We start from the raw sequence: 21,205 nt of genomic DNA on the forward strand, positions 1-21,205 counted from the left end.
CAGACAATAGTTATTTATTTGCATCAAATATAATAATTATAAAATAAAAGGACTATCTATTCGTATATATATATACGAATAGATTTGGTTTTCTGGTAAAAAATTTTGAAAATAATCTATTGATTTATTTAATAAGAAGAGTATTATAGAATATAATAAGATATTTAACATGGAGGAAATCAGATGTTTTATAAAGATAATCACAATCGTGAAAAACAATTACGTTTTTCTATTCGTAAAGTAAGTTTTGGTGCAGCTTCAGTAGCTGTAGCAGCTCTTTTGATGTTTCTAGGCAATGGTGCTGTAGAGGCATCCGAGCAACAGCATTCTACAAATGAAGCTATTTTGGAAGTTACAAGAGCAAATAGAGATGAAAGTATATCGACTGTATCTAAAACAAATGAAGGAAGTACAGAGGCTGATAAAAAAAATCCCGTAGAAGAAAACAATCACCCTCTTGCTAAATCTGAAAAAGAAAATAGGGAATCAGTAATTTCTACTGATACTCCAACAACATTGAATACTGAGGAAAATCAAGAGAAACCTGCGGTTTTGAAACGAGTTCGTAGATCAAATCCAGATAGTGGGATGGATAGTTCTACCACTAATGATGATCCTTCGGCAAATAAAGTATTTGAAGCGCCAGCAGAGGGAGCTAGTCTGGATGAATTGAAAGCAAAACTAAATGAATTGGAAGATTCAGTTGAAAATAATGACAAAATTAGAGATATGAACACTGTTGGTAACTCTAAACAAGTAAAAAAAGGAGCAGTTAATGAAATTAATGAATTTGGGGGGTGGAAAGCTGTAACAGAAAATGGAGAAACAGGAAAATTTGCAATTGCAAGAAAAACAGAAGGTGGAGTTTTTCCATTAGAAACAGTAAATACTGTTCGTACAATCAAAGGAAATTACGAATACTATTATGACACCTATGTTAGAGAACAAGCATTTGATCGAACTGGTGATTATATGCTATTTCTATCAAAAGTTAGAACTTTAGCGGACCAAGAGGAAAAAACATTTGATGGTCAACCGTATAAAGAAAACGGTGAAGGGAATGGTATTGCAAAAGGTGTTAAGGGATTTAATGGTATCGAAAAGACATTTAAAGCCTATTCATCTGAAACTGGTTCTACAGTAAAAATTTCCTTTAAGACAGGGTATTCTGGTGATATCAATGGAGGAAAAGCAAAATATAAAGTAGAAGTTATGATTGATGAAAATGGGGTGAAGAAAACAATTTATACTAAAACTTTTTCCCCAACAGATAATAAGAAGGATGACGATGCAATTATAACACCAGCGAAAGACGGAGATAAGAATAAGAGAGAGTATCTAAGAAATGAATATAATAAAAAGACACTAGATAAAGAGCAAGTTGAAGCAAAAATGGCAGAGGAGCAGAACAAGCCAAATGGAACACCAGGGACATTCACAAGTAAAAATATTGTTCTACCAAAAGGAGTAACAGATTATACTGTTCGTATTAGTTCCGCTGATAATCAACGTTTAGGAATGGGATATCAATCGCCTCATAACCATTATGCGCTTCCTATTTCTGGATTAGAATTTAGTATTAGTCAGGATACGAGTAACCTAGCTAAGAATCTCTTGCAGAGAATATATAATAAATTAAAAGAAACAGAGTCTACAGATAAAAGTCAAAAGACAGGTGATAGTGCTAGTAATTATGAAAATAAATTAAATGAGATCGATGCTTTATTGAAATCCAGTGATTTAAAAACAACAGCAGAATATAAAAGATTATCTTTGGATTTATTAAATGCTAAGGAACAGTTAAAGGAAGTGACGCCAGATGCCCCAGCTGTAGCAGTTGATTCAGATAAGGCTCAAGTAACAGTTACTCCAAGTGCTAATGCGGATCGTCTTGAAGTCAGTGTCGGTAATGACAAGCTAGTCGCAACGAAGACAGGTTCAACATGGAGTCTAGCAACTTCTAAGGACGGCGTAAGCATCGATGCCAACACAGGTGTCGTGACAGTCGCTCATAACGCTGCAGATGCCAACACAGTGATTAGTGCCACAGCGAAACATGGTAATAGTGATCTAAGTAGTCCAGCTAGCGGCAACCTTCCAGCTAAGGAAGTGACGCCAGATGCCCCAGCTGTAGCAGTTGATTCAGATAAGGCTCAACAAGGAGGTTCAAAGAATCAATCATTTACCACTCAGGTTGATAGAAATAAATTACCAAATACAGGTTCTACAGATACAACTGCAATGATGATTGTAGGAACAGCAAGTGCTTTGCTTGGAATTGGCCTTACAGGGCGTCGCCGTAAAGAAGACTAAGTGTAAAAGTTTAATAATTGTAAAAATTTGGGAAGTTTCCCAATGTCAGTAAGTCAGTGGACTAACTATTTGAATAGAAGATGTGTTTAAGATTATTTATCCCATCTTCTATTTTTTTGAATAAAAAATAAAGGTTCTTTACCTTGTTTTTTGAGATTTATATTACTCTATAGATCAAATCAACTACCGATTGAATTTTTAGCTTTCTTGGATATTTGCGATTCGATTGAATGGTAGCTAACTGTTTTTTGGGGTAGTTTTTCAACTGTAGGGAAGAAAAAGGGAATTTTCAAAAAAATAACTTTTTATCTTGACAAGGGCTAGAAAACTTGGTATCATATAAAAGTTGAGAAAAGCAGAAGTGAGAGCTTCTCGCCTTGTGACATCAAGTTGCCTGGCCCTACGGATGAAAAGTTTCTAAGAAACGCTATCATAACGTGCGGGCTTGTATTATTACGAGTCCGCTATTGTTTTTCTCTAATAAAACAAAAGAGGTGAAAACCATAGCAAAGCAAGACTTATTCATCAATGATGAGATTCGTGTACGTGAAGTTCGCTTGATTGGTCTTGAGGGAGAACAGTTAGGTATCAAGCCACTCAGTGAAGCGCAAGCTTTGGCTGATAACGCTAATGTTGACCTAGTGTTGATTCAACCCCAAGCCAAACCGCCTGTTGCAAAAATTATGGACTACGGTAAGTTCAAATTTGAGTACCAGAAGAAGCAAAAGGAACAACGTAAAAAACAAAGTGTTGTTACTGTGAAAGAAGTTCGTCTAAGTCCAACTATTGACAAGGGTGACTTTGATACAAAACTTCGCAATGCACGCAAATTCCTTGAAAAAGGAAATAAAGTTAAGGTATCTATTCGCTTTAAGGGTCGTATGATTACCCATAAAGAGATTGGTGCAAAAGTTTTAGCCGAGTTTGCTGAAGCAACTCAAGATATTGCCATCATCGAACAACGTGCTAAAATGGATGGACGTCAAATGTTCATGCAATTGGCGCCAGCGACTGACAAAAAATAATTGTCAGAAAGTTAAATAAAGGAGAAAAAATCATGCCAAAACAAAAAACACACCGCGCATCAGCTAAACGTTTCAAACGTACAGGTTCTGGTGGACTTAAACGTTTCCGTGCTTACACTTCTCACCGTTTCCACGGAAAAACTAAGAAACAACGTCGTCATCTTCGTAAAGCATCTATGGTGCATTCAGGAGATTACAAACGTATCAAAGCAATGCTTACTCGCTTGAAATAATAGCTTGACTGTAAGTAAAGAATTCTAGGAAATATTTGGAGGAAATAAAACATGGCACGTGTTAAAGGTGGCGTTGTATCACGCAAACGTCGTAAACGTATTCTTAAATTAGCAAAAGGTTACTATGGAGCTAAACACATCTTGTTCCGTACTGCAAAAGAACAAGTAATGAACTCTTACTACTATGCATACCGTGACCGTCGTCAGAAAAAACGTGACTTCCGCAAATTGTGGATCACTCGTATCAATGCAGCAGCTCGTATGAACGGACTTTCATACTCACAATTGATGCATGGTTTGAAATTGGCTGAGATCGAAGTTAACCGTAAAATGCTTGCTGACTTGGCTGTTAACGATGCAGCAGCTTTCACAGCTCTTGCAGATGCAGCTAAAGCAAAACTTGGTAAATAATAACAGATAAGACTGGAACAGGATTGTCCCAGTCTTTTTAAAAATAAAGGAGAAAAATATGGCTTCAAAAATGCTACATACTTGCTTGCGAGTAGAAAATCTTGAAAAATCAATCGCATTTTATCAAGATGCTTTTGGTTTTCAAGAATTGCGTCGCAGAGATTTTCCAGACCATGCTTTCACGATTGTCTATCTGGGTCTTGAGGGCGACGACTATGAGTTGGAGTTGACTTATAACTATGACCACGGTCCTTATGTGGTTGGAGATGGCTTTGCCCATATCGCCCTCAGTACACCTGATCTTGAGGCACTTCATCAAGAGCACAGTGCCAAAGGCTATGAAGTGACTGAGCCAAATGGTCTGCCAGGAACTGCACCTAACTATTATTTTGTCAAAGACCCTGATGGCTACAAGGTCGAAGTCATTCGTGAAAAATAATCTCGTGAGGCCAAGTAGAATGTTCGTTTTCTACTTGACTTTTTTTAGCTGAAAGAGTATACTAGTAAAAATTTAACCTTTAAGGGGAGTCCAGAGAGACTCACAAGGTGTCAGATAAAAGAATAGTACAATTTTCTAGAGGGGACTTTTTGAGTGTGCTCTCTTCTGTTGCACGATTTTAACTGAGGCCTTGCACTAGCAAGGTCTTTTCTTTGTCTGGTTCCCTTAAAATTTAAGGAGGAAAAGTCATGAATCCAACATGTAAGAAGCGTTTGGGTGCTATTCGCTTGGAAACCATGAAGGTGGTTGCACAGGAGGAAATCGCGCCAGCAATTTTTGAATTAGTACTAGAGGGGGAAATGGTTGAGGCTATGCGAGCAGGCCAATTTCTTCATCTGCGTGTGCCTGATGATGCCCATCTTTTGCGTCGTCCTATTTCAATTTCGTCTATTGATAAGGCAAATAAGCAGTGTCATCTTATTTATCGGATTGAGGGAACTGGGACAGCTATTTTTTCAACCTTAAGTCAGGGAGATACTCTTGATGTGATGGGTCCTCAGGGAAATGGTTTTGACTTGTCTGACCTAGATGAGCAGAGCCAGGTTCTCTTAGTTGGAGGTGGGATTGGTGTACCTCCCTTGCTTGAGGTGGCCAAGGAATTGCATGCCCGTGGTGTGAAAGTGTTGACTGTCTTAGGTTTTGCTAACAAGGATGCAGTCATTTTGGAAAAGGAATTGATCCAATATGGTCAGGTCTTTGTAACGACAGATGATGGTTCTTATGGCATTAAAGGAAATGTGTCTGTTATCATCAATGATTTAGACAGTCATTTTGATGCTGTTTACTCATGTGGGGCTCCAGGTATGATGAAGTATATCAATCAAACCTTCTATAACCATCCAAGAGCCTATCTATCTTTGGAATCTCGTATGGCTTGTGGGATGGGGGCTTGCTATGCCTGTGTCCTAAAAGTGCCAGAAAGCGAGACGGTCAGCCAACGTGTCTGTGAAGATGGCCCTGTTTTCCGCACAGGAACAGTTGTATTATAAGGAGAAAATCATGACTAGAAATCGTTTACAAGTTTCTCTACCAGGATTGGATTTGAAAAATCCGATTATTCCAGCATCAGGCTGTTTTGGTTTTGGTCAAGAGTATGCCAAGTACTATGATTTAGACCTTTTAGGTTCTATTATGATCAAGGCGACAACCCTTGAACCCCGTTTTGGCAATCCAACTCCAAGAGTGGCAGAAACACCCGCTGGTATGCTTAATGCAATTGGCTTGCAAAATCCTGGTTTGGAAGTTGTTTTGGCTGAAAAGCTACCTTGGCTGGAAAGAGAATATCCAAATCTTCCTATTATTGCTAATGTGGCTGGTTTTTCAAAACAAGAGTATGCAGCTGTTTCTCATGGTATTTCTAAGGCAACTAATGTAAAGGCCATCGAGCTCAATATTTCTTGCCCCAATGTTGACCACTGTAATCACGGACTTTTGATTGGTCAAGATCCTGATCTGGCTTATGATGTAGTAAAGGCAGCTGTAGAGGCGTCAGATGTACCAGTTTATGTCAAACTAACCCCTAGTGTGACAGATATCGTTACTGTCGCAAGGGCAGCAGAGGATGCAGGAGCAAGTGGCTTGACTATGATTAATACTCTGGTTGGAATGCGTTTTGACCTCAAAACCAGAAAACCAATCTTGGCCAATGGGACAGGTGGAATGTCTGGTCCAGCAGTCTTTCCAGTAGCCCTCAAACTCATCCGCCAAGTTGCCCAAACAACAGACCTGCCTATTATTGGAATGGGAGGAGTGGATTCGGCAGAAGCTGCCCTAGAAATGTATCTGGCTGGAGCCTCTGCTATCGGAGTTGGAACAGCCAACTTTACCAATCCATATGCCTGTCCTGATATCATCGAAAATCTACCAAAGGTTATGGACAAATACGGCATTAGCAGTTTGGAAAATCTACGTCAGGAAGTAAAAGCTAGCTTTAGATAAGCTAGAACATCTTTATCGTCAATAAGACACAGAATTTTCATCATTTTGTAATATTTTCATCTTTATAACTATGTTAGAATAAAATTAATCATGAATGATGTAGATGAATTTCTACTTAGGGGAGTAAAATGAAGAGAACACTACTTGTAAGCACAGCAGTGCTTGCATTGGCAATTGTGTCAACAACATCAGTATTTGCTGAAGATAGTAAAACAACAGACCAAAGTCAAACGACAAATAAGAATCAATCTGTGGATAAAAATCAGACTCCAACATCAGAAGAGAAAAAAGTTGTTGAATATACAAAGAATGAGACTGCAAAGACGGAAAAAAAGAAAGAACCAGTTGTTGTAGAAGAAGATAATTCTAAAAAAGAGGCTATTTCAAACAAAGAAAAAGTTGAAGAAGTTCCTAAGAATGGTTGGCAGAAAGAGAACGGGGAATGGCTTTTTTATGAGAATAATCAACCAATCAAAAACTGGAAAAAAATTGCGGGTGTCTGGTATTTCTTTGATCAAAATGGAATCATGGCTAGCAATAGGATTGTTAATGACTATGCTTTTCATACTAGTGGAGCAATGGTAGAAAATTCCTGGGTAAAAATTGCTGATAAATGGTATTATGCTACAGATTCAGGAAAGATTGTTCGTAATAGATGGGAAAGAGTTGGCAATGTTTGGTATTACTTCAACCAAGATGGAGTTATGGCTAGCAATACTCTAGTTAACGATTATCTTCTTAATAGCAGTGGGGCAATGGCTCAAAATGATTGGGAAAAAATTGCTGATAAATGGTATTATGCTACAGATTCAGGAAAGATTGTCCGTAATAAATGGGAAAAAATTAATGGAATATGGTACTATTTTAACAGTGACGGTGTGATGGCTAGTAATCAGTGGAAAGATGCTTACTATCTAAAAAATAGTGGAGCGATGGCTGAAAAAGAATGGATTTTTGATAAATATTATAATAGCTGGTTTTACCTAAAATCAGGTGGTGCTTATGCTTCACGTGAATGGATTGATGCTTATTACCTTAAAGCTGGTGGTTATATGGCTGAGAATGAATGGATTTTTGACCCTAACTACAATGCATGGTACTACCTGAAAGAAGATGGAAGCTATGTTACTGGTGCTTTTAACATCAAAAATAAAGAGTACTTCTTTCAGAGTGATGGAAAGTGGATTCAAAGCCCAAAATATTTTAAGGTTAAACCAATCACAGCCTATATTTATAGCGAATCAGGAGATATTTTGAGTTATGTCAATCAGGGAAGTATTGTGACCTATGATAGCTCTAAAAGTAAGGGCAGTCGCCTTGCTGTTTCAATATCAGGCTTGTCTGGTTATATGAATCAAAACGATTTGACTTTAGTTGATGAAGAAAGTGAGTTTATTCCTCACTATACTACTGACGGAAGATTCCTATATCATGAACTTTCTCCATACACTAGTATTCGGGTAGCTCCACATACTTCAGCCATGAAAATTGGCAAGAAGTATTATTCAAATGATGGAGAACATTTTGATGGGTTTACTATCAAGAATCGTTTCCTTTTTAAGAATTTGACTGAACCAACCAACTATAGTGCGGATGAATTAAATAGAGTTTATTCGATGATGAATATCCGAAACAGCCGTCTTGCTGGTAAAGGAGCAATTTTTAAAGAAGCTGAAAAACGTTACGGTGTCAATGCTCTTTATTTAATGGCTCACAGTGCGCTAGAAAGTGCTTGGGGACGTAGCCAAATTGCTAATGATAAAAATAACTTCTTCGGAATAGCTGCTTACGATACCAGTCCCTATGATTCAGCTAAGAAATTTGATGATGTAGATAAAGGAATTCTTGGTGCGGCCAAGTGGATTCGTGAGAACTATATTGACCGTGGAAGAGATCACCTTGGAAATAAAGCGACAGGAATGAATGTACGCTATGCATCAGATCCGTACTGGGGTGAAAAAATAGCTAGTATCATGATGAATATCAATAGTCGACTTGGTGGAAAAGATTAGTCCTATAATTGGACATGATTTGAGTACCGCTAAAAATCCTGATTTCAAGTAAATCAGGATTTTTTCATGGATGCAATTTTTTCTGGATCTGGTGTGACACGGAGGGTCTTTTGTCCTGTGTAAGTAACAAAGCCTGGTTTTCCACCAGTTGGTTTATTGAGTTTTTTGACTTCAATCATATCCACCTGCACCAGATTTGATAGGCGACCTTGAGAGAAGTAGGCGGCCAGCTCTGCTGCGTCTGTCTTGATTTCATCAGATGGGTCAAGATTTCCTGAGATGACAACATGGCTTCCAGGAATATCCTTGGCATGGAACCAAAGTTCCTCCTTGCGGGCCATTTTAAAGGTTAGTTCCTCATTTTGTAGATTGTTTCTACCGACATAGATGATGGTTTTGCCATCGCTTGCTAGATATTGTTCTGGTTTTTTGCGCTTCTGAATTTTCTCTCGCTGTCTTCTGCGGATGAAGCCTGTTTGGATTAATTCCTCACGGATTTCAGCGATTTCTTCTAGCCCAGCTTGGTTGAGGACAGTTTCGACACTTTCCAGATAGAGAATAGTTGCCTTGGTTTCTTCAATCAGATCAGTTAAGTATTTGACAGCTTCTTTGAGTTTCTGGTAACGTTTGAAATAGCGTTGGGCATTCTGGTTGGGAGTCAGAGCCTTATCAAGCGCAATCGTGATTGGTTGATTAGTATAGTAGTTGTCTAGGATAACCTGGTCTTGGTCATTGGGAACTTGGTGGAGGAAGGTTGTCAGCAATTCTCCTTTTTGGCGAAATTCTTCAGCATTGTCTGTCGCTAGTAACTCTTTTTCCTGTTTTTTGAGTTTGTGGCGGTTTTTCTGAAGTTCATTTTCAACACGGCGAATGAGTTCACTGGCTTGTTGTTTGACGCGGTCGCGTTCAGCCTTGTCCTTATAGTAGGTGTCTAAGAGATCCGAAAGACTGGTAAAAGGCTCTCCCACCTGATTTGCAAAAGGAACTGGACTGAAGGAAATCTCTGTCAAGCATGGCTTGGTTACTTGATTGAAAAAGTTTCGGAAAGTAGACAGTTTATCACTAACCAGAATGTTTTCCAATTCATTTGCCGTATCGCGTCCCAGACCTTGAAAGAGGCTTTGAAGATTTTTAGCTGTCGTTTCCTGTGTTTGTAGGATTTCAAAGAGCTTTTCATCCTTGACCGTGAACGGATTGAGAGATTCCGTACTTGGCGGAGCGATATAGGTAGATCCAGGAAGTAAGGTACGGTAGCTATTTTGTGAAAAGCCGACGTGTTTAATGACTTCGAGGATTTTATGACTGCTCTTATCGACCAGTAGAATATTACTGTGTTTACCCATGATTTCTATAATCAAGGTAGCCTGAATATGGTCTCCAATCTCGTTTTTATTAGAAACCGTAATTTCCACAATACGGTCATTTTCCACTTGCTCAATCGATTCAATCAGGGCACCCTGCAAATACTTTCTCAAAACCATGATAAAGGTTGATGGTTGGGCTGGATTTTCAAAAGTCGTTTGGGTCAGCTGAATGCGTCCAAAAACTGGATGGGCAGAAAGGAGCAGGCGATGGCTTTGGCGATTGCTACGGATTTGCAAGACCAACTCTTGTTCAAAAGGTTGATTGATTTTCTGGATGCGACCGTTCACTAACTCTCTTCGCAATTCCTCAACCATGTGGTGTAAAAAAAATCCGTCAAATGACATCGTTCTCTCCTTGTGATTGTATTCCATAGTATTATATCAAAAAGGTAGAATAAAATCATGGAAATGTGGTATAATAAAGCCAAGTAAAGAGAAACGAGAAGCACATGTATATTGAAATGGTAGATGAAACTGGTCAAGTTTCAAAAGAAATGTTGCAACAAACCCAAGAAATTTTGGAATTTGCAGCCCAAAAATTAGGCAAAGAAGACAAGGAGATGGCAGTTACCTTTGTGACCAATGAACGTAGTCATGAACTCAATCTAGAGTACCGTGACACAGACCGTCCGACAGATGTTATCAGCCTTGAATATAAGCCAGAGTTGGAAATTGCCTTTGACGAAGAGGATTTACTTGAAAATCCAGAATTGGCAGAGATGATGTCTGAGTTTGATGCCTATATTGGGGAATTGTTCATCTCTATTGATAAGGCACATGAGCAGGCCGAGGAATATGGCCATAGCTTTGAGCGTGAAATGGGCTTCTTGGCAGTACACGGCTTTTTACATATCAACGGCTATGATCACTACACTCCGGAAGAAGAGGCGGAGATGTTCGGTTTACAAGAAGAAATTTTGACAGCCTATGGACTCACAAGACAATAAACGAAAATGGAAAAATCGTGACCTGATATCCAGTTTAGAATTTGCTCTCACAGGAATTTTTACTGCCATCAAGGAAGAACGCAATATGCGAAAACATGCAGTGACGGCTCTTGTAGTCATTCTTGCAGGTTTTGTTTTTCAGGTGTCACGAATCGAATGGCTCTTTCTCCTATTGAGCATTTTCTTGGTAGTAGCCTTTGAAATTATCAATTCTGCTATCGAAAATGTGGTGGATTTGGCCAGTCACTATCACTTTTCCATGCTGGCTAAAAATGCCAAGGATATGGCGGCTGGCGCGGTATTAGTGGTCTCTCTTTTCGCAGCCTTAACAGGCGCATTGATTTTTCTCCCACGAATCTGGGATTTATTATTTTAAACAGTAAGAGGAAATTATGACTTTTAAATCAGGCTTTGTAGCCATTTTAGGACGTCCCAATGTTGGGAAGTCAACCTTTTTAAATCACGTCATGGGGCAAAAGATTGCCATCATGAGTGACAAGGCGCAGACAACGCGCAACAAAATCATGGGAATTTACACGACCGATAAGGAGCAGATTGTCTTTATCGACACGCCAGGGATTCACAAGCCTAAAACAGCCCTCGGAGATTTCATGGTTGAGTCTGCCTACAGTACCCTTCGTGAAGTGGATACTGTTCTTTTTATGGTGCCTGCTGATGAAGCGCGTGGTAAGGGGGACGATATGATTATCGAACGCCTCAAGGCTGCCAAGGTTCCTGTGATTTTGGTGGTGAATAAAATCGATAAGGTTCACCCAGACCAGCTTTTGTCTCAGATTGATGATTTCCGTAACCAAATGGACTTCAAGGAAATTGTCCCAATCTCAGCTCTTCAGGGGAATAATGTGTCTCGTCTAGTGGATATTTTGAGTGAAAATCTGGACGAAGGTTTCCAATATTTCCCGTCTGATCAAATCACAGACCATCCAGAACGTTTCTTAGTTTCAGAAATGGTTCGCGAGAAAGTTTTGCACCTAACTCGTGAAGAGATTCCGCATTCTGTCGCAGTAGTTGTGGATTCTATGAAGCGAGATGAAGAGACAGACAAGGTTCACATCCGTGCAACCATCATGGTCGAGCGAGATAGCCAAAAAGGGATTATCATCGGCAAAGGTGGTGCTATGCTCAAGAAAATCGGTAGCATGGCACGTCGTGATATCGAACTCATGCTAGGAGACAAGGTCTTCCTAGAAACCTGGGTCAAGGTCAAGAAAAACTGGCGCGATAAAAAGCTAGATTTGGCTGACTTTGGCTATAATGAAAAAGAATACTAAGTGGAGGTGGGCTCATGCCTGCTTCTTGTTTTTACAGAAGGAGGACTTATGCCTGAATTACCTGAGGTTGAAACTGTTCGTCGTGGCTTAGAAAAATTGATTTTGGGAAAGAAGATTTCCAGTATAGAAATTCGTTATCACAAGATGATTAAAACGGATTTAGACGAGTTTCAAAAGGAAGTGCCTGGTCAAGTTGTTGAGTTAATGGGACGTCGTGGGAAATATTTGCTTTTTTACCTGACAGACAAGGTCTTGATTTCCCATCTGCGGATGGAGGGCAAGTATTTTTACTATCCAGACCAAGCACCTGAACGCAAACACGCCCATGTTTTGATTCATTTTGAAGATGGTGGGACGCTTGTTTATGAGGATGTACGCAAGTTTGGTACTATGGAACTCTTGTCTCCTGACCTTTTGGATGCCTATTTTATTTCTAAAAAACTAGGTCCTGAGCCAAACGAACAAGACTTTGATGTGCAGGTCTTTCAAGCTGCTCTAACTAAATCTAAAAAGCCTATCAAATCCCATCTCCTAGACCAGACCTTGGTAGCTGGATTAGGAAATATTTATGTGGATGAGGTTCTCTGGCGTGCTCAGGTTCATCCAGCTAGACCTTCCCAGACGTTAACAGTAGCAGAAGCGATAGCCATTCATGACCAGACCATTGCTGTTTTGAGCCAGGCTGTTGACAAAGGTGGTTCCACCATTCGGACCTATACCAATGCCTTTGGTGAAGATGGGACCATGCAGGATTTTCATCAGGTCTATGACAAGGCTGGTCAAGAATGTTCACGTTGTGGCACTGTGATTGAGAAAATCCAACTAGGCGGACGAGGTACCCATTTTTGTCCTCAGTGTCAAAGGAGGAATTAATGGGAAAAATCATCGGAATCACAGGAGGAATTGCCTCTGGTAAGTCAACTGTGACAAATTTTCTAATACAGCAAGGCTTTCAAGTAGTGGATGCCGACGCAGTCGTCCACCAACTACAGAAACCTGGCGGTCGTCTGTTTCAGGCTCTAGTCCAGCACTTTGGGCAAGAAATCATCCTTGAAAACGGAGAACTCAATCGACCTCTCCTAGCTAGTCTCATCTTTTCAAATCCTGAAGAACGAGAATGGTCTAAGCAAATCCAAGGAGAGATTATCCGTGAGGAACTAGCTACATTAAGAGACCAATTGGCTCAGACAGAAGAGATTTTCTTCATGGATATTCCCCTACTTTTTGAGCAGGACTACAGCGCTTGGTTTTATGAGACATGGTTGGTCTATGTGGACCGAGATGTCCAAGTAGAACGCCTAATGAAAAGGGATCAGCTATCCAAGGATGAAGCTAAGTCGCGTCTGGCAGCCCAGTGGCCTTTAGAGAATAAGAAAGATTTAGCCAGCCATATTCTTGATAATAATGGGAATCAAGATCAGCTTCTAACTCAGGTGCTTACCCTTCTTGAGGGAGGTAAGTAAGATGACAGAGATTAATTGGAAGGATAATCTGCGCATTGCCTGGTTTGGTAATTTTCTGACAGGAGCCAGTATTTCTTTGGTTGTGCCTTTTATGCCCATCTTTGTGGAAAATCTGGGTGTAAGAAGTAATCAAGCTGCTTTTTATGCAGGTTTAGCTATTTCTGTCTCTGCTATTTCCGCGGCGCTCTTTTCTCCTATCTGGGGCATCCTTGCTGACAAATATGGTCGAAAACCCATGATGATTCGGGCCGGCCTGGCCATGACTATCACTATGGGAGGCTTGGCCTTTGTCCCAAATATCTATTGGCTAATCTTTCTTCGTTTACTGAATGGTGTATTTGCGGGTTTTGTTCCTAATGCAACAGCCTTGATAGCCAGTCAGGTTCCCAAGGAGAAATCAGGCTCTGCCTTAGGTACTTTGTCTACAGGCGTAGTTGCAGGTACTCTAACTGGTCCTTTTATCGGGGGCTTTATCGCAGAATTATTTGGCATTCGTACGGTTTTCTTACTGGTTGGTAGTTTTCTGTTCTTAGCCGCTATTTTAACTATTTGCTTTATCAAGGAAGATTTTCAACCAGTAGCCAAGGAAAAGGCCATTCCAACAAAGGAATTGTTTACATCAGTTAAATATCCCTATCTATTGATTAATCTCTTTCTAACTAGTTTTGTCATCCAATTTTCAGCCCAATCGATTGGCCCTATTCTGGCTCTTTATGTGCGTGACTTAGGGCAGACAGAGAATCTTCTTTTTGTCTCTGGTTTGATTGTGTCCAGTATGGGCTTTTCCAGCATGATGAGTGCAGGAGTTATGGGCAAGCTAGGTGACAAGGTGGGCAATCATCGTCTCTTGGTTGTCGCCCAGTTTTATTCAGTTATCATCTATCTTCTCTGTGCCAATGCCTCTAGTCCCCTTCAACTAGGACTCTATCGTTTCCTCTTTGGCTTGGGAACCGGTGCGCTGATACCTGGTGTCAATGCCCTTCTCAGCAAAATGACTCCCAAAGCCGGCATTTCGAGAGTCTTTGCCTTTAATCAGGTATTCTTTTATCTGGGAGGTGTCGTTGGTCCCATGGCAGGTTCTGCAGTAGCAGGACAATTTGGCTACCATGCAGTCTTTTATGCGACAAGCCTTTGTGTTGCCTTTAGTTGTCTCTTTAACCTGCTTCAATTTCGAACATTATTAAAAGTAAAGGAAATCTAGTGCGAGTAAAAATTAATCTCAAATGCTCCTCTTGTGGCAGTATCAATTACCTAACCAGTAAAAATTCAAAAACCCATCCAGACAAGATTGATGTTTTAAAGTATTGTCCCAAGGAAAGAAAAGTAACCCTACATCTTGAATCTAAGTAGATTTTATGGTAAAATAATAGGGATTTTAAGGAGTTTGATATGTATAACCTATTATTAACCATTTTATTAGTATTATCTGTTGTGATTGTGATTGCGATTTTCATGCAACCAACCAAAAACCAATCCAGCAATGTATTTGATGCCAGCTCAGGTGATTTGTTTGAACGTAGTAAAGCTCGCGGTTTTGAAGCTGTAATGCAGCGTTTGACAGGGATTTTAGTCTTTTTCTGGCTAGCCATTGCCTTAGCATTGACGGTATTATCAAGTAGATAAGAAAATAATGGGCAGGACTAGGTCTTTGCCCCTTTTTATTTTTAAATGATGTTTGAGAAGGTTTTACAGTAAAAGAAAATAAAAAATCTAGAAAGAAAATATGAAAGATAGAATAAAAGAATATTTGCAAGATAAGGGAGAGGTAACGGTCAATGACTTGGCTCAGGCTTTGGGAAAAGATGGGTCCAAGGATTTTCGTGAGTTGATTAAAACCTTGTCCCTAATGGAAAGAAAGCATCAGATTCGCTTTGAGGAAGATGGTAGTCTGACCTTGGAAGTTAAGAAAAAACATGAGATTACTCTCAAGGGGATTTTTCATGCCCATAAAAATGGCTTTGGTTTTGTCAGTCTGGAAGAGGAAGAGGACGACCTTTTTGTAGGAAAGAACGATGTTAACTACGCTATTGATGGTGATACTGTTGAAGTTGTTATCAAGAAAGTCGCTGACCGCAATAAGGGAACAGCAGCAGAAGCCAAAATTATTGATATTCTAGAGCACAGTTTGACAACCGTTGTTGGACAAATCGTTCTAGATCAGGAAAAGCCTAAGTATGCCGGCTACATCCGTTCTAAAAACCAGAAAATTAGCCAGCCGATTTATGTTAAGAAACCAGCTCTTAAACTAGAAGGGACGGAAGTTCTCAAGGTCTTTATCGACAAATACCCAAGCAAGAAACATGATTTCTTTGTTGCTAGTGTCCTTGATGTGGTGGGGCACTCGACGGATGTTGGGATTGATGTTCTTGAGGTCTTGGAATCAATGGACATTGTATCCGAGTTTCCAGAGGATGTTGTCAAGGAAGCGGAAAGTGTGCCGGATGCTCCGTCTCAAAAGGATATGGAAGGTCGTCTGGATCTAAGAGATGAGATTACCTTTACCATTGACGGTGCTGATGCCAAGGACTTGGACGATGCGGTGCATATCAAGGCCTTGAAAAATGGGAATCTGGAGCTTGGAGTTCACATCGCAGATGTTTCCTACTATGTTACCGAGGGTTCTGCCCTCGACAAGGAAGCCCTTAACCGCGCGACTTCTGTCTATGTGACAGACCGTGTGGTGCCAATGCTTCCAGAAAGACTGTCGAATGGCATCTGCTCCCTCAATCCTCAAGTTGACCGTCTGACCCAGTCTGCCATTATGGAGATTGATAAACATGGTCGTGTGGTCAATTACACCATTACACAAACAGTTATCAAGACCAGTTTTCGTATGACCTATAGTGATGTCAATGATATCCTAGCAGGTGACGAGGAGAAGAGGCAAGAATATAAGAAAATTGTTCCAAGTATCGAACTCATGGCCAAGCTCCATGAAATTTTAGAAAACATGCGTGTGAAACGTGGTGCTCTCAATTTCGATACCAATGAAGCTAAGATTTTAGTGGATAAACAAGGCAAGCCTGTTGATATCGTTCTTCGTCAGCGTGGTGTTGCTGAGCGCATGATTGAGTCCTTTATGCTGATGGCCAATGAAACAGTTGCCGAGCATTTTAGCAAGTTGGATTTGCCTTTCATCTATCGAATTCACGAGGAGCCTAAGGCTGAAAAGGTTCAGAAGTTTATTGATTATGCTTCGAGCTTTGGCTTGCGCATTTATGGGACTGCCAGTGAGATCAGCCAGGAGGCCCTTCAAGACATCATGCGTACTGTTGAGGGAGAACCTTATGCAGATGTATTGTCTATGATGCTTCTCCGTTCTATGCAGCAGGCTCGCTATTCGGAGCATAATCACGGTCACTATGGTCTAGCGGCTGATTATTACACTCACTTTACCAGTCCGATTCGTCGTTATCCAGACCTTCTAGTCCATCGGATGATTCGCGACTATGGGCGTTCCAAGGAAATAGCAGAGCATTTTGAACAAGTGATTCCAGAGATTGCGACCCAGTCTTCTAACCGTGAACGTCGTGCCATTGAGGCTGAGCGTGAAGTCGAAGCCATGAAAAAGGCTGAGTACATGGAAGAATATGTGGGTGAAGAGTATGATGCAGTTGTATCCAGCATCGTTAAATTCGGTCTCTTTGTTGAATTGCCAAACACGGTTGAGGGTTTGATTCACATCACTAATTTACCTGAATTTTATCATTTCAATGAGCGTGATTTGACCCTTCGTGGGGAGAAATCAGGAACAACCTTCCGTGTAGGGCAACAGATTCGTATTCGAGTTGAAAGAGCCGATAAGATGACGGGTGAAATTGATTTCTCTTATATCCCAAGTGAGTTTGATGTGATTGAAAAAGGCTTGAAACAGTCTAGTCGTAGTGACAGAGGGCGTGGTTCAAGTCGTCGTTCAGATAAGAAGGAAGACAAGAGAAAGTCAGGTCGCTCAAATGATAAGCGCAAGCATTCACAAAAAGATAAAAAGAAAAAAGGAAAGAAACCTTTTTACAAAGAAGTAGCTAAGAAAGGAGCCAAGCATGGCAAAGGGCGAGGGAAAGGTCGTCGCACAAAATAAAAAGGCACGCCACGACTATACAATCGTAGATACGCTAGAGGCAGGAATGGTCCTGACAGGAACTGAGATCAAGAGCGTTCGAGCAGCTCGAATCAATCTTAAGGACGGCTTTGCCCAAGTAAAAAATGGGGAAGTCTGGCTGAGTAATGTTCATATCGCACCTTACGAAGAGGGCAATATTTGGAACCAAGAACCAGAACGTCGCCGTAAACTCTTGCTCCATAAGAAACAAATCCAAAAATTAGAACAAGAGACTAAAGGAACAGGAATGACACTGGTTCCCCTTAAGGTCTATATCAAAGATGGCTATGCCAAGCTCCTTTTAGGCCTAGCTAAAGGGAAGCATGACTATGATAAACGGGAGTCTATCAAACGACGTGAGCAGAATCGCGATATTGCGCGCGTGATGAAAGCTGTCAACCAGCGATAAAAAGAGGAATGAAAATGGAAAAACTAGTTGCCTACAAACGCATGCCACTGTGGACTAAAGAGACCATGCCAGAGGCGGTTCAGCAAAAGCACAATACCAAGGTCGGAACTTGGGGCAAGATTACTGTTGTAAAAGGAGTTCTCAAATTTATTGAGTTGACAGAGGATGGCGAGGTTCTAGCTGAGCATCTCTTTGAAGCGGGGGCTGACAATCCAATGGCACAACCACAAGCTTGGCACCGAGTGGAGGCTGTAACAGACGATGTAGAATGGTATTTGGAATTTTATTGTAAACCTGAGGATTATTTCCCGAAGAAATACAATACCAATCCTGTTCATTCAGAGGTTCTAGAGGCCATGCAAACAATAAAACCAGGGAAAGCCTTGGATTTGGGCTGTGGTCAGGGGCGTAATTCCCTCTTTCTAGCCCAGCAAGGTTTTGATGTGACAGCTGTGGATCAAAATGAACTGGCCCTTGAAATCTTGCAAAGCATTGTGGAACAGGAAGATTTGGACATGCCTGTCGGTCTTTATGATATCAATTCAGCCAGTATTGGGCAAGCCTATGATTTCATCGTATCGACAGTTGTTCTCATGTTTCTGCAAGCAGACCGCATTCCTGCAATTATCAAAAACATACAGGAGCAAACCACTGTTGGTGGCTACAATCTTATCGTCTGTGCCATGGACACGGAGGATTATCCTTGCTCAGTGAACTTCCCATTTACCTTTAAAGAAGGGGAATTGGCAGACTATTACAAGGATTGGGACTTGGTTAAGTACAATGAAAATCCAGGCCATTTGCACCGTCGCGATGAAAATGGCAATCGTATTCAACTACGCTTTGCGACCATGCTAGCCAAGAAAATCAAGTAAGCACACATGAAGATTAGGAATTTTCCTGATCTTTTTTTAAATGCTAAATGTTACAAAAATTTAATATTTCTGACTATATGATTTTTATTTCAAAAAAATATATAATTATATCAAAAAAGATCCTTAATATATATATATATATATATACGCATAAAATTATAATAGATTAAAAAATATGGAAAATGTTCTATTGAATTTTTATAGTAAAAGAGTATCATATAATATGATAAAAAATTTTTTTGGAGGAAATTAAATGTTTCATAAAGGTAAACACGATCGTGAAAAGCAATTACGTTTTTCTATTCGTAAGGTCAGCTTTGGTGCAGCTAGTGTCGCAGTAGCTGCATTGTTCATGTTTTTAGGAAATGGAGCAGTATCTGCTGCAGAGCAAGGAGTGCCTTCAACTAATGGGGAGACTCTAGCACCGCAACCTAAAGATCAGAATGTCCAGAATGGGACCTACGAAGGGAACACAGTAGCAATTAGTCCTGCTGCAACAGTAGAGACAAATACTCAACCTTCAACAGTTGAAAATAATCCTTCTCCAGAATCATCACCTCAGAAGGTGGAGACTCTAGATAAGAAAGAATTAACAGATTTAATCAAAGAAATTGATGGAAAGTTTGCTAAAGGAACCTATGCTACTAAAACAGAAGAAAGCGTTAACAATCTTAGAACTGTTTTAGAAGAAGCAAGAACAGTTTTAAATAATGCGAAAACACAAGCTGAATTATCACAAGCACAAGCTAAATTAGTTACAGCAACAACAAAATTACAAACAAAACCAGAAGAGAAAAAAGAAGCACCAGCAGTTGATACTACAAATGGAAAAGATACTGTAGGTGTTAAAGCAACAAATACTGAAAAAGCAGCAGATACGAATTCAATCGCAAACTCAGGTTCTAGAGATGAACGTAATGGAAAAGCATTGGATAAAAATAATCCATTCCGTACAGGTACAACCCCTAGCACGACAGATGATACATCAGCAACTCAAGTATTTGATAATCCAGCAGAAGGTGCCGATGTAAAAACCCTTTCAAATAAGTTGGAATCATTGCCTGAGACGATTCAGAACAATGAAAAAATTCAGGATATGAATGAACTTGGAAATGCTAAAAGGGTAGCTAAAGGACAAGTTCTTGAAATTGATGAATTTGGTGGTTGGAAAGCGATTAATCAACCAGATGGTACTGCGGGGAAATTTGCTATCGCAAGAAAAACAGAAAGCGGTGTTTTTCCAATTGAAACTGTAAATACAGTATATAATGATAGAGCAAAATCGTACGATACTTATGTAAAGGAACAAGCTTTTGATAGATCAAAAGACTATATGTTATTCCTAGGGAAAGTTAGAACTAGAGCTAGTCAATCAGAACAAACATTTAATGGTAGAGATTATCAAAGTACTGGTTTAGGCGCTAGTGATTCTTTTGCAATTAAGAAGTTTAGTGGGATTGAAAAAACTTTTAAAGCATATTCTCCAGAAACAGGTTCTAAGGTGAAAGTTGCCTTTAAAACAGGATATACTGGAGATTTAAATGGTACAAAAGCAAAATACTTAGTTGAAGTAGTTTATCATCAGAAGGGTAGTGAAGTAAATGCTTATAAATATACTTTTGAGCCACAACCAAAAGGAGGAACTCTAAAAAATGATCACGGTATAGTAACATCAGCTAAGGATGGTACAGGAACAGAATATTTAAGAAGTAAGTTTAATAACCATAATTTAAATAAAGATGAAGTAGAGGCGAAAATGGCTGAAGAAGCTAATAAGCCAAATGGTCAAGCCGGAATGTTTACAAGTTCAGATATAGATTTACCAGTAGGAGTTACTGAGTATACAGTTCGAATTAAAGTGACAGAAACAGAAAGAATGGGTATGGGATACCAGTCTCCATTGAGACATTATGCGTTACCTGTTACAGGAACAGACTTTTCAATTGAACAAGATACAAAAAATATTGCGAAGGATTTACTACAGAGAATCTATAATAGATTAGTAGAACAAAAATCAGAAGATACTAAGTGGTCTACTCCTGAAACTAAGGCTGCTTATGAAACAAAATTGACTGAGATTAATAATTTACTTAGTTCAGAAACAAGTACCACAAGTAAGTATAAAGAATCTGCCGAGTTATTGATTGAAAAGTATAAGTCTCTGAACAATAGAGATGAAATTGTTGCAGCAGCGAAAGCCGACTTGGCTCAAGCGGTAGAGGCAGAGAAGAATGAAATCAATGCCGATAACAGTTTGACAAGTGCAGCGAAAGCTGAAAAAGTTAAGGCTGTAGAAGCTAAGAAAACAGAAGAAGAAGCTAAGAT

The 21,205-nt window shown here is 39.8% G+C and carries 21 protein-coding genes and 1 other annotated feature; of the genes, 20 read left to right on the forward strand and 1 reads right to left on the reverse strand.

Annotation, left to right across the window (positions count from 1 at the left end; translation table 11 throughout):
• Window positions 1-183: 183 nt before the first annotated feature.
• The 8 genes from GEZ84_RS03735 (at window position 184) to GEZ84_RS03770 (ending at window position 8,431) form a co-directional block, all read left to right on the forward strand.
• Complete coding sequence (locus tag GEZ84_RS03735) at window positions 184-2,313, forward strand: LPXTG cell wall anchor domain-containing protein (protein ID WP_153223534.1); 2,130 nt, start codon at window positions 184-186, stop codon at window positions 2,311-2,313.
• Window positions 2,314-2,660: 347 nt separating this feature from the next.
• Window positions 2,661-2,792: a sequence feature (ribosomal protein L20 leader region), on the forward strand.
• Between the two features lie 15 nt (window positions 2,793-2,807).
• Window positions 2,808-3,338 carry a translation initiation factor IF-3 gene (gene infC / locus GEZ84_RS03740; protein WP_000848180.1) on the forward strand — a complete coding sequence of 177 codons (531 nt, stop codon included), beginning with the start codon at window positions 2,808-2,810 and terminating at the stop codon, window positions 3,336-3,338.
• Between the two features lie 32 nt (window positions 3,339-3,370).
• The gene (gene rpmI, locus GEZ84_RS03745; RefSeq protein ID WP_001125943.1) at window positions 3,371-3,571 is read left to right on the forward strand and encodes a 50S ribosomal protein L35; all 201 of its coding nucleotides are present in this window, start codon (window positions 3,371-3,373) and stop codon (window positions 3,569-3,571) included.
• A 51-nt stretch (window positions 3,572-3,622) separates the two neighbouring features.
• Window positions 3,623-3,982, forward strand: a complete 360-nt coding sequence (gene rplT / locus GEZ84_RS03750) for a 50S ribosomal protein L20 (protein WP_000124834.1) — start codon at window positions 3,623-3,625, stop codon at window positions 3,980-3,982.
• A 58-nt stretch (window positions 3,983-4,040) separates the two neighbouring features.
• Window positions 4,041-4,421 carry a VOC family protein gene (locus tag GEZ84_RS03755; protein ID WP_153223535.1) on the forward strand — a complete coding sequence of 127 codons (381 nt, stop codon included), beginning with the start codon at window positions 4,041-4,043 and terminating at the stop codon, window positions 4,419-4,421.
• A gap of 248 nt (window positions 4,422-4,669) precedes the next feature.
• Window positions 4,670-5,470, forward strand: coding sequence for a dihydroorotate dehydrogenase electron transfer subunit (locus GEZ84_RS03760; protein ID WP_153223536.1), 801 nt, complete (start codon window positions 4,670-4,672; stop codon window positions 5,468-5,470).
• Window positions 5,433-6,419, forward strand: coding sequence for a dihydroorotate dehydrogenase (locus tag GEZ84_RS03765; protein ID WP_194252016.1), 987 nt, complete (start codon window positions 5,433-5,435; stop codon window positions 6,417-6,419). The genes GEZ84_RS03760 and GEZ84_RS03765 overlap by 38 nt, the downstream gene beginning before the upstream one ends.
• A 128-nt stretch (window positions 6,420-6,547) precedes the next feature.
• Window positions 6,548-8,431, forward strand: coding sequence for a glucosaminidase domain-containing protein (locus tag GEZ84_RS03770; protein WP_153223538.1), 1,884 nt, complete (start codon window positions 6,548-6,550; stop codon window positions 8,429-8,431).
• Between the two features lie 53 nt (window positions 8,432-8,484).
• Here the strand turns inward: GEZ84_RS03770 and pavA are convergent, their stop codons facing one another.
• Window positions 8,485-10,140, reverse strand: a complete 1,656-nt coding sequence (gene pavA / locus GEZ84_RS03775) for an Rqc2 family fibronectin-binding protein PavA (RefSeq protein WP_153223539.1) — start codon at window positions 10,138-10,140, stop codon at window positions 8,485-8,487.
• Window positions 10,141-10,244: 104 nt separating this feature from the next.
• Between pavA and ybeY the strand changes: the two genes are divergently transcribed.
• From ybeY to GEZ84_RS03835, 12 genes are all read left to right on the forward strand, one after another.
• A complete protein-coding gene (gene ybeY, locus GEZ84_RS03780) occupies window positions 10,245-10,742 on the forward strand; it encodes an rRNA maturation RNase YbeY (RefSeq protein ID WP_000275156.1) in 498 nt (165 codons plus the stop codon).
• Entirely contained in the window at window positions 10,723-11,118 is a 396-nt protein-coding gene (locus GEZ84_RS03785) for a diacylglycerol kinase family protein (RefSeq protein ID WP_000378166.1), read from the forward strand. Before ybeY ends, GEZ84_RS03785 begins: the two co-directional genes overlap by 20 nt.
• 16 nt (window positions 11,119-11,134) lie before the next feature.
• Entirely contained in the window at window positions 11,135-12,034 is a 900-nt protein-coding gene (gene era / locus GEZ84_RS03790) for a GTPase Era (protein WP_000143264.1), read from the forward strand.
• Between the two features lie 48 nt (window positions 12,035-12,082).
• Window positions 12,083-12,907 (forward strand): DNA-formamidopyrimidine glycosylase, encoded by an 825-nt coding sequence (gene mutM / locus GEZ84_RS03795; RefSeq protein ID WP_153223540.1) that lies wholly within the window; start codon window positions 12,083-12,085, stop codon window positions 12,905-12,907.
• On the forward strand, window positions 12,907-13,497 hold the full coding sequence (gene coaE, locus GEZ84_RS03800; RefSeq protein ID WP_153223541.1) for a dephospho-CoA kinase: 591 nt from the start codon (window positions 12,907-12,909) through the stop codon (window positions 13,495-13,497). The genes mutM and coaE overlap by 1 nt, the downstream gene beginning before the upstream one ends.
• 1 nt (window position 13,498) lies before the next feature.
• On the forward strand, window positions 13,499-14,698 hold the full coding sequence (locus GEZ84_RS03805; RefSeq protein WP_153223542.1) for a multidrug efflux MFS transporter: 1,200 nt from the start codon (window positions 13,499-13,501) through the stop codon (window positions 14,696-14,698).
• On the forward strand, window positions 14,698-14,847 hold the full coding sequence (gene rpmG, locus GEZ84_RS03810) for a 50S ribosomal protein L33 (protein WP_020900291.1): 150 nt from the start codon (window positions 14,698-14,700) through the stop codon (window positions 14,845-14,847). Before GEZ84_RS03805 ends, rpmG begins: the two co-directional genes overlap by 1 nt.
• A gap of 39 nt (window positions 14,848-14,886) precedes the next feature.
• Entirely contained in the window at window positions 14,887-15,120 is a 234-nt protein-coding gene (gene secG, locus GEZ84_RS03815; RefSeq protein WP_000282517.1) for a preprotein translocase subunit SecG, read from the forward strand.
• A gap of 100 nt (window positions 15,121-15,220) precedes the next feature.
• The gene (gene rnr / locus GEZ84_RS03820) at window positions 15,221-17,575 is read left to right on the forward strand and encodes a ribonuclease R (RefSeq protein WP_153223543.1); all 2,355 of its coding nucleotides are present in this window, start codon (window positions 15,221-15,223) and stop codon (window positions 17,573-17,575) included.
• Window positions 17,538-18,005, forward strand: coding sequence for an SsrA-binding protein SmpB (smpB, locus tag GEZ84_RS03825; protein ID WP_001051750.1), 468 nt, complete (start codon window positions 17,538-17,540; stop codon window positions 18,003-18,005). Before rnr ends, smpB begins: the two co-directional genes overlap by 38 nt.
• Before the next feature lie 14 nt (window positions 18,006-18,019).
• Complete coding sequence (gene tehB / locus GEZ84_RS03830; protein WP_153223544.1) at window positions 18,020-18,880, forward strand: SAM-dependent methyltransferase TehB; 861 nt, start codon at window positions 18,020-18,022, stop codon at window positions 18,878-18,880.
• A 253-nt stretch (window positions 18,881-19,133) separates the two neighbouring features.
• A partial coding sequence (locus GEZ84_RS03835) for a YSIRK-type signal peptide-containing protein (RefSeq protein WP_153223545.1) occupies window positions 19,134-21,205 on the forward strand: 2,072 nt, incomplete at its 3' end.

The organism is Streptococcus mitis, assembly GCF_009496155.1.
Classification (GTDB): Bacteria; Bacillota; Bacilli; order Lactobacillales; family Streptococcaceae; genus Streptococcus; species Streptococcus mitis_BQ.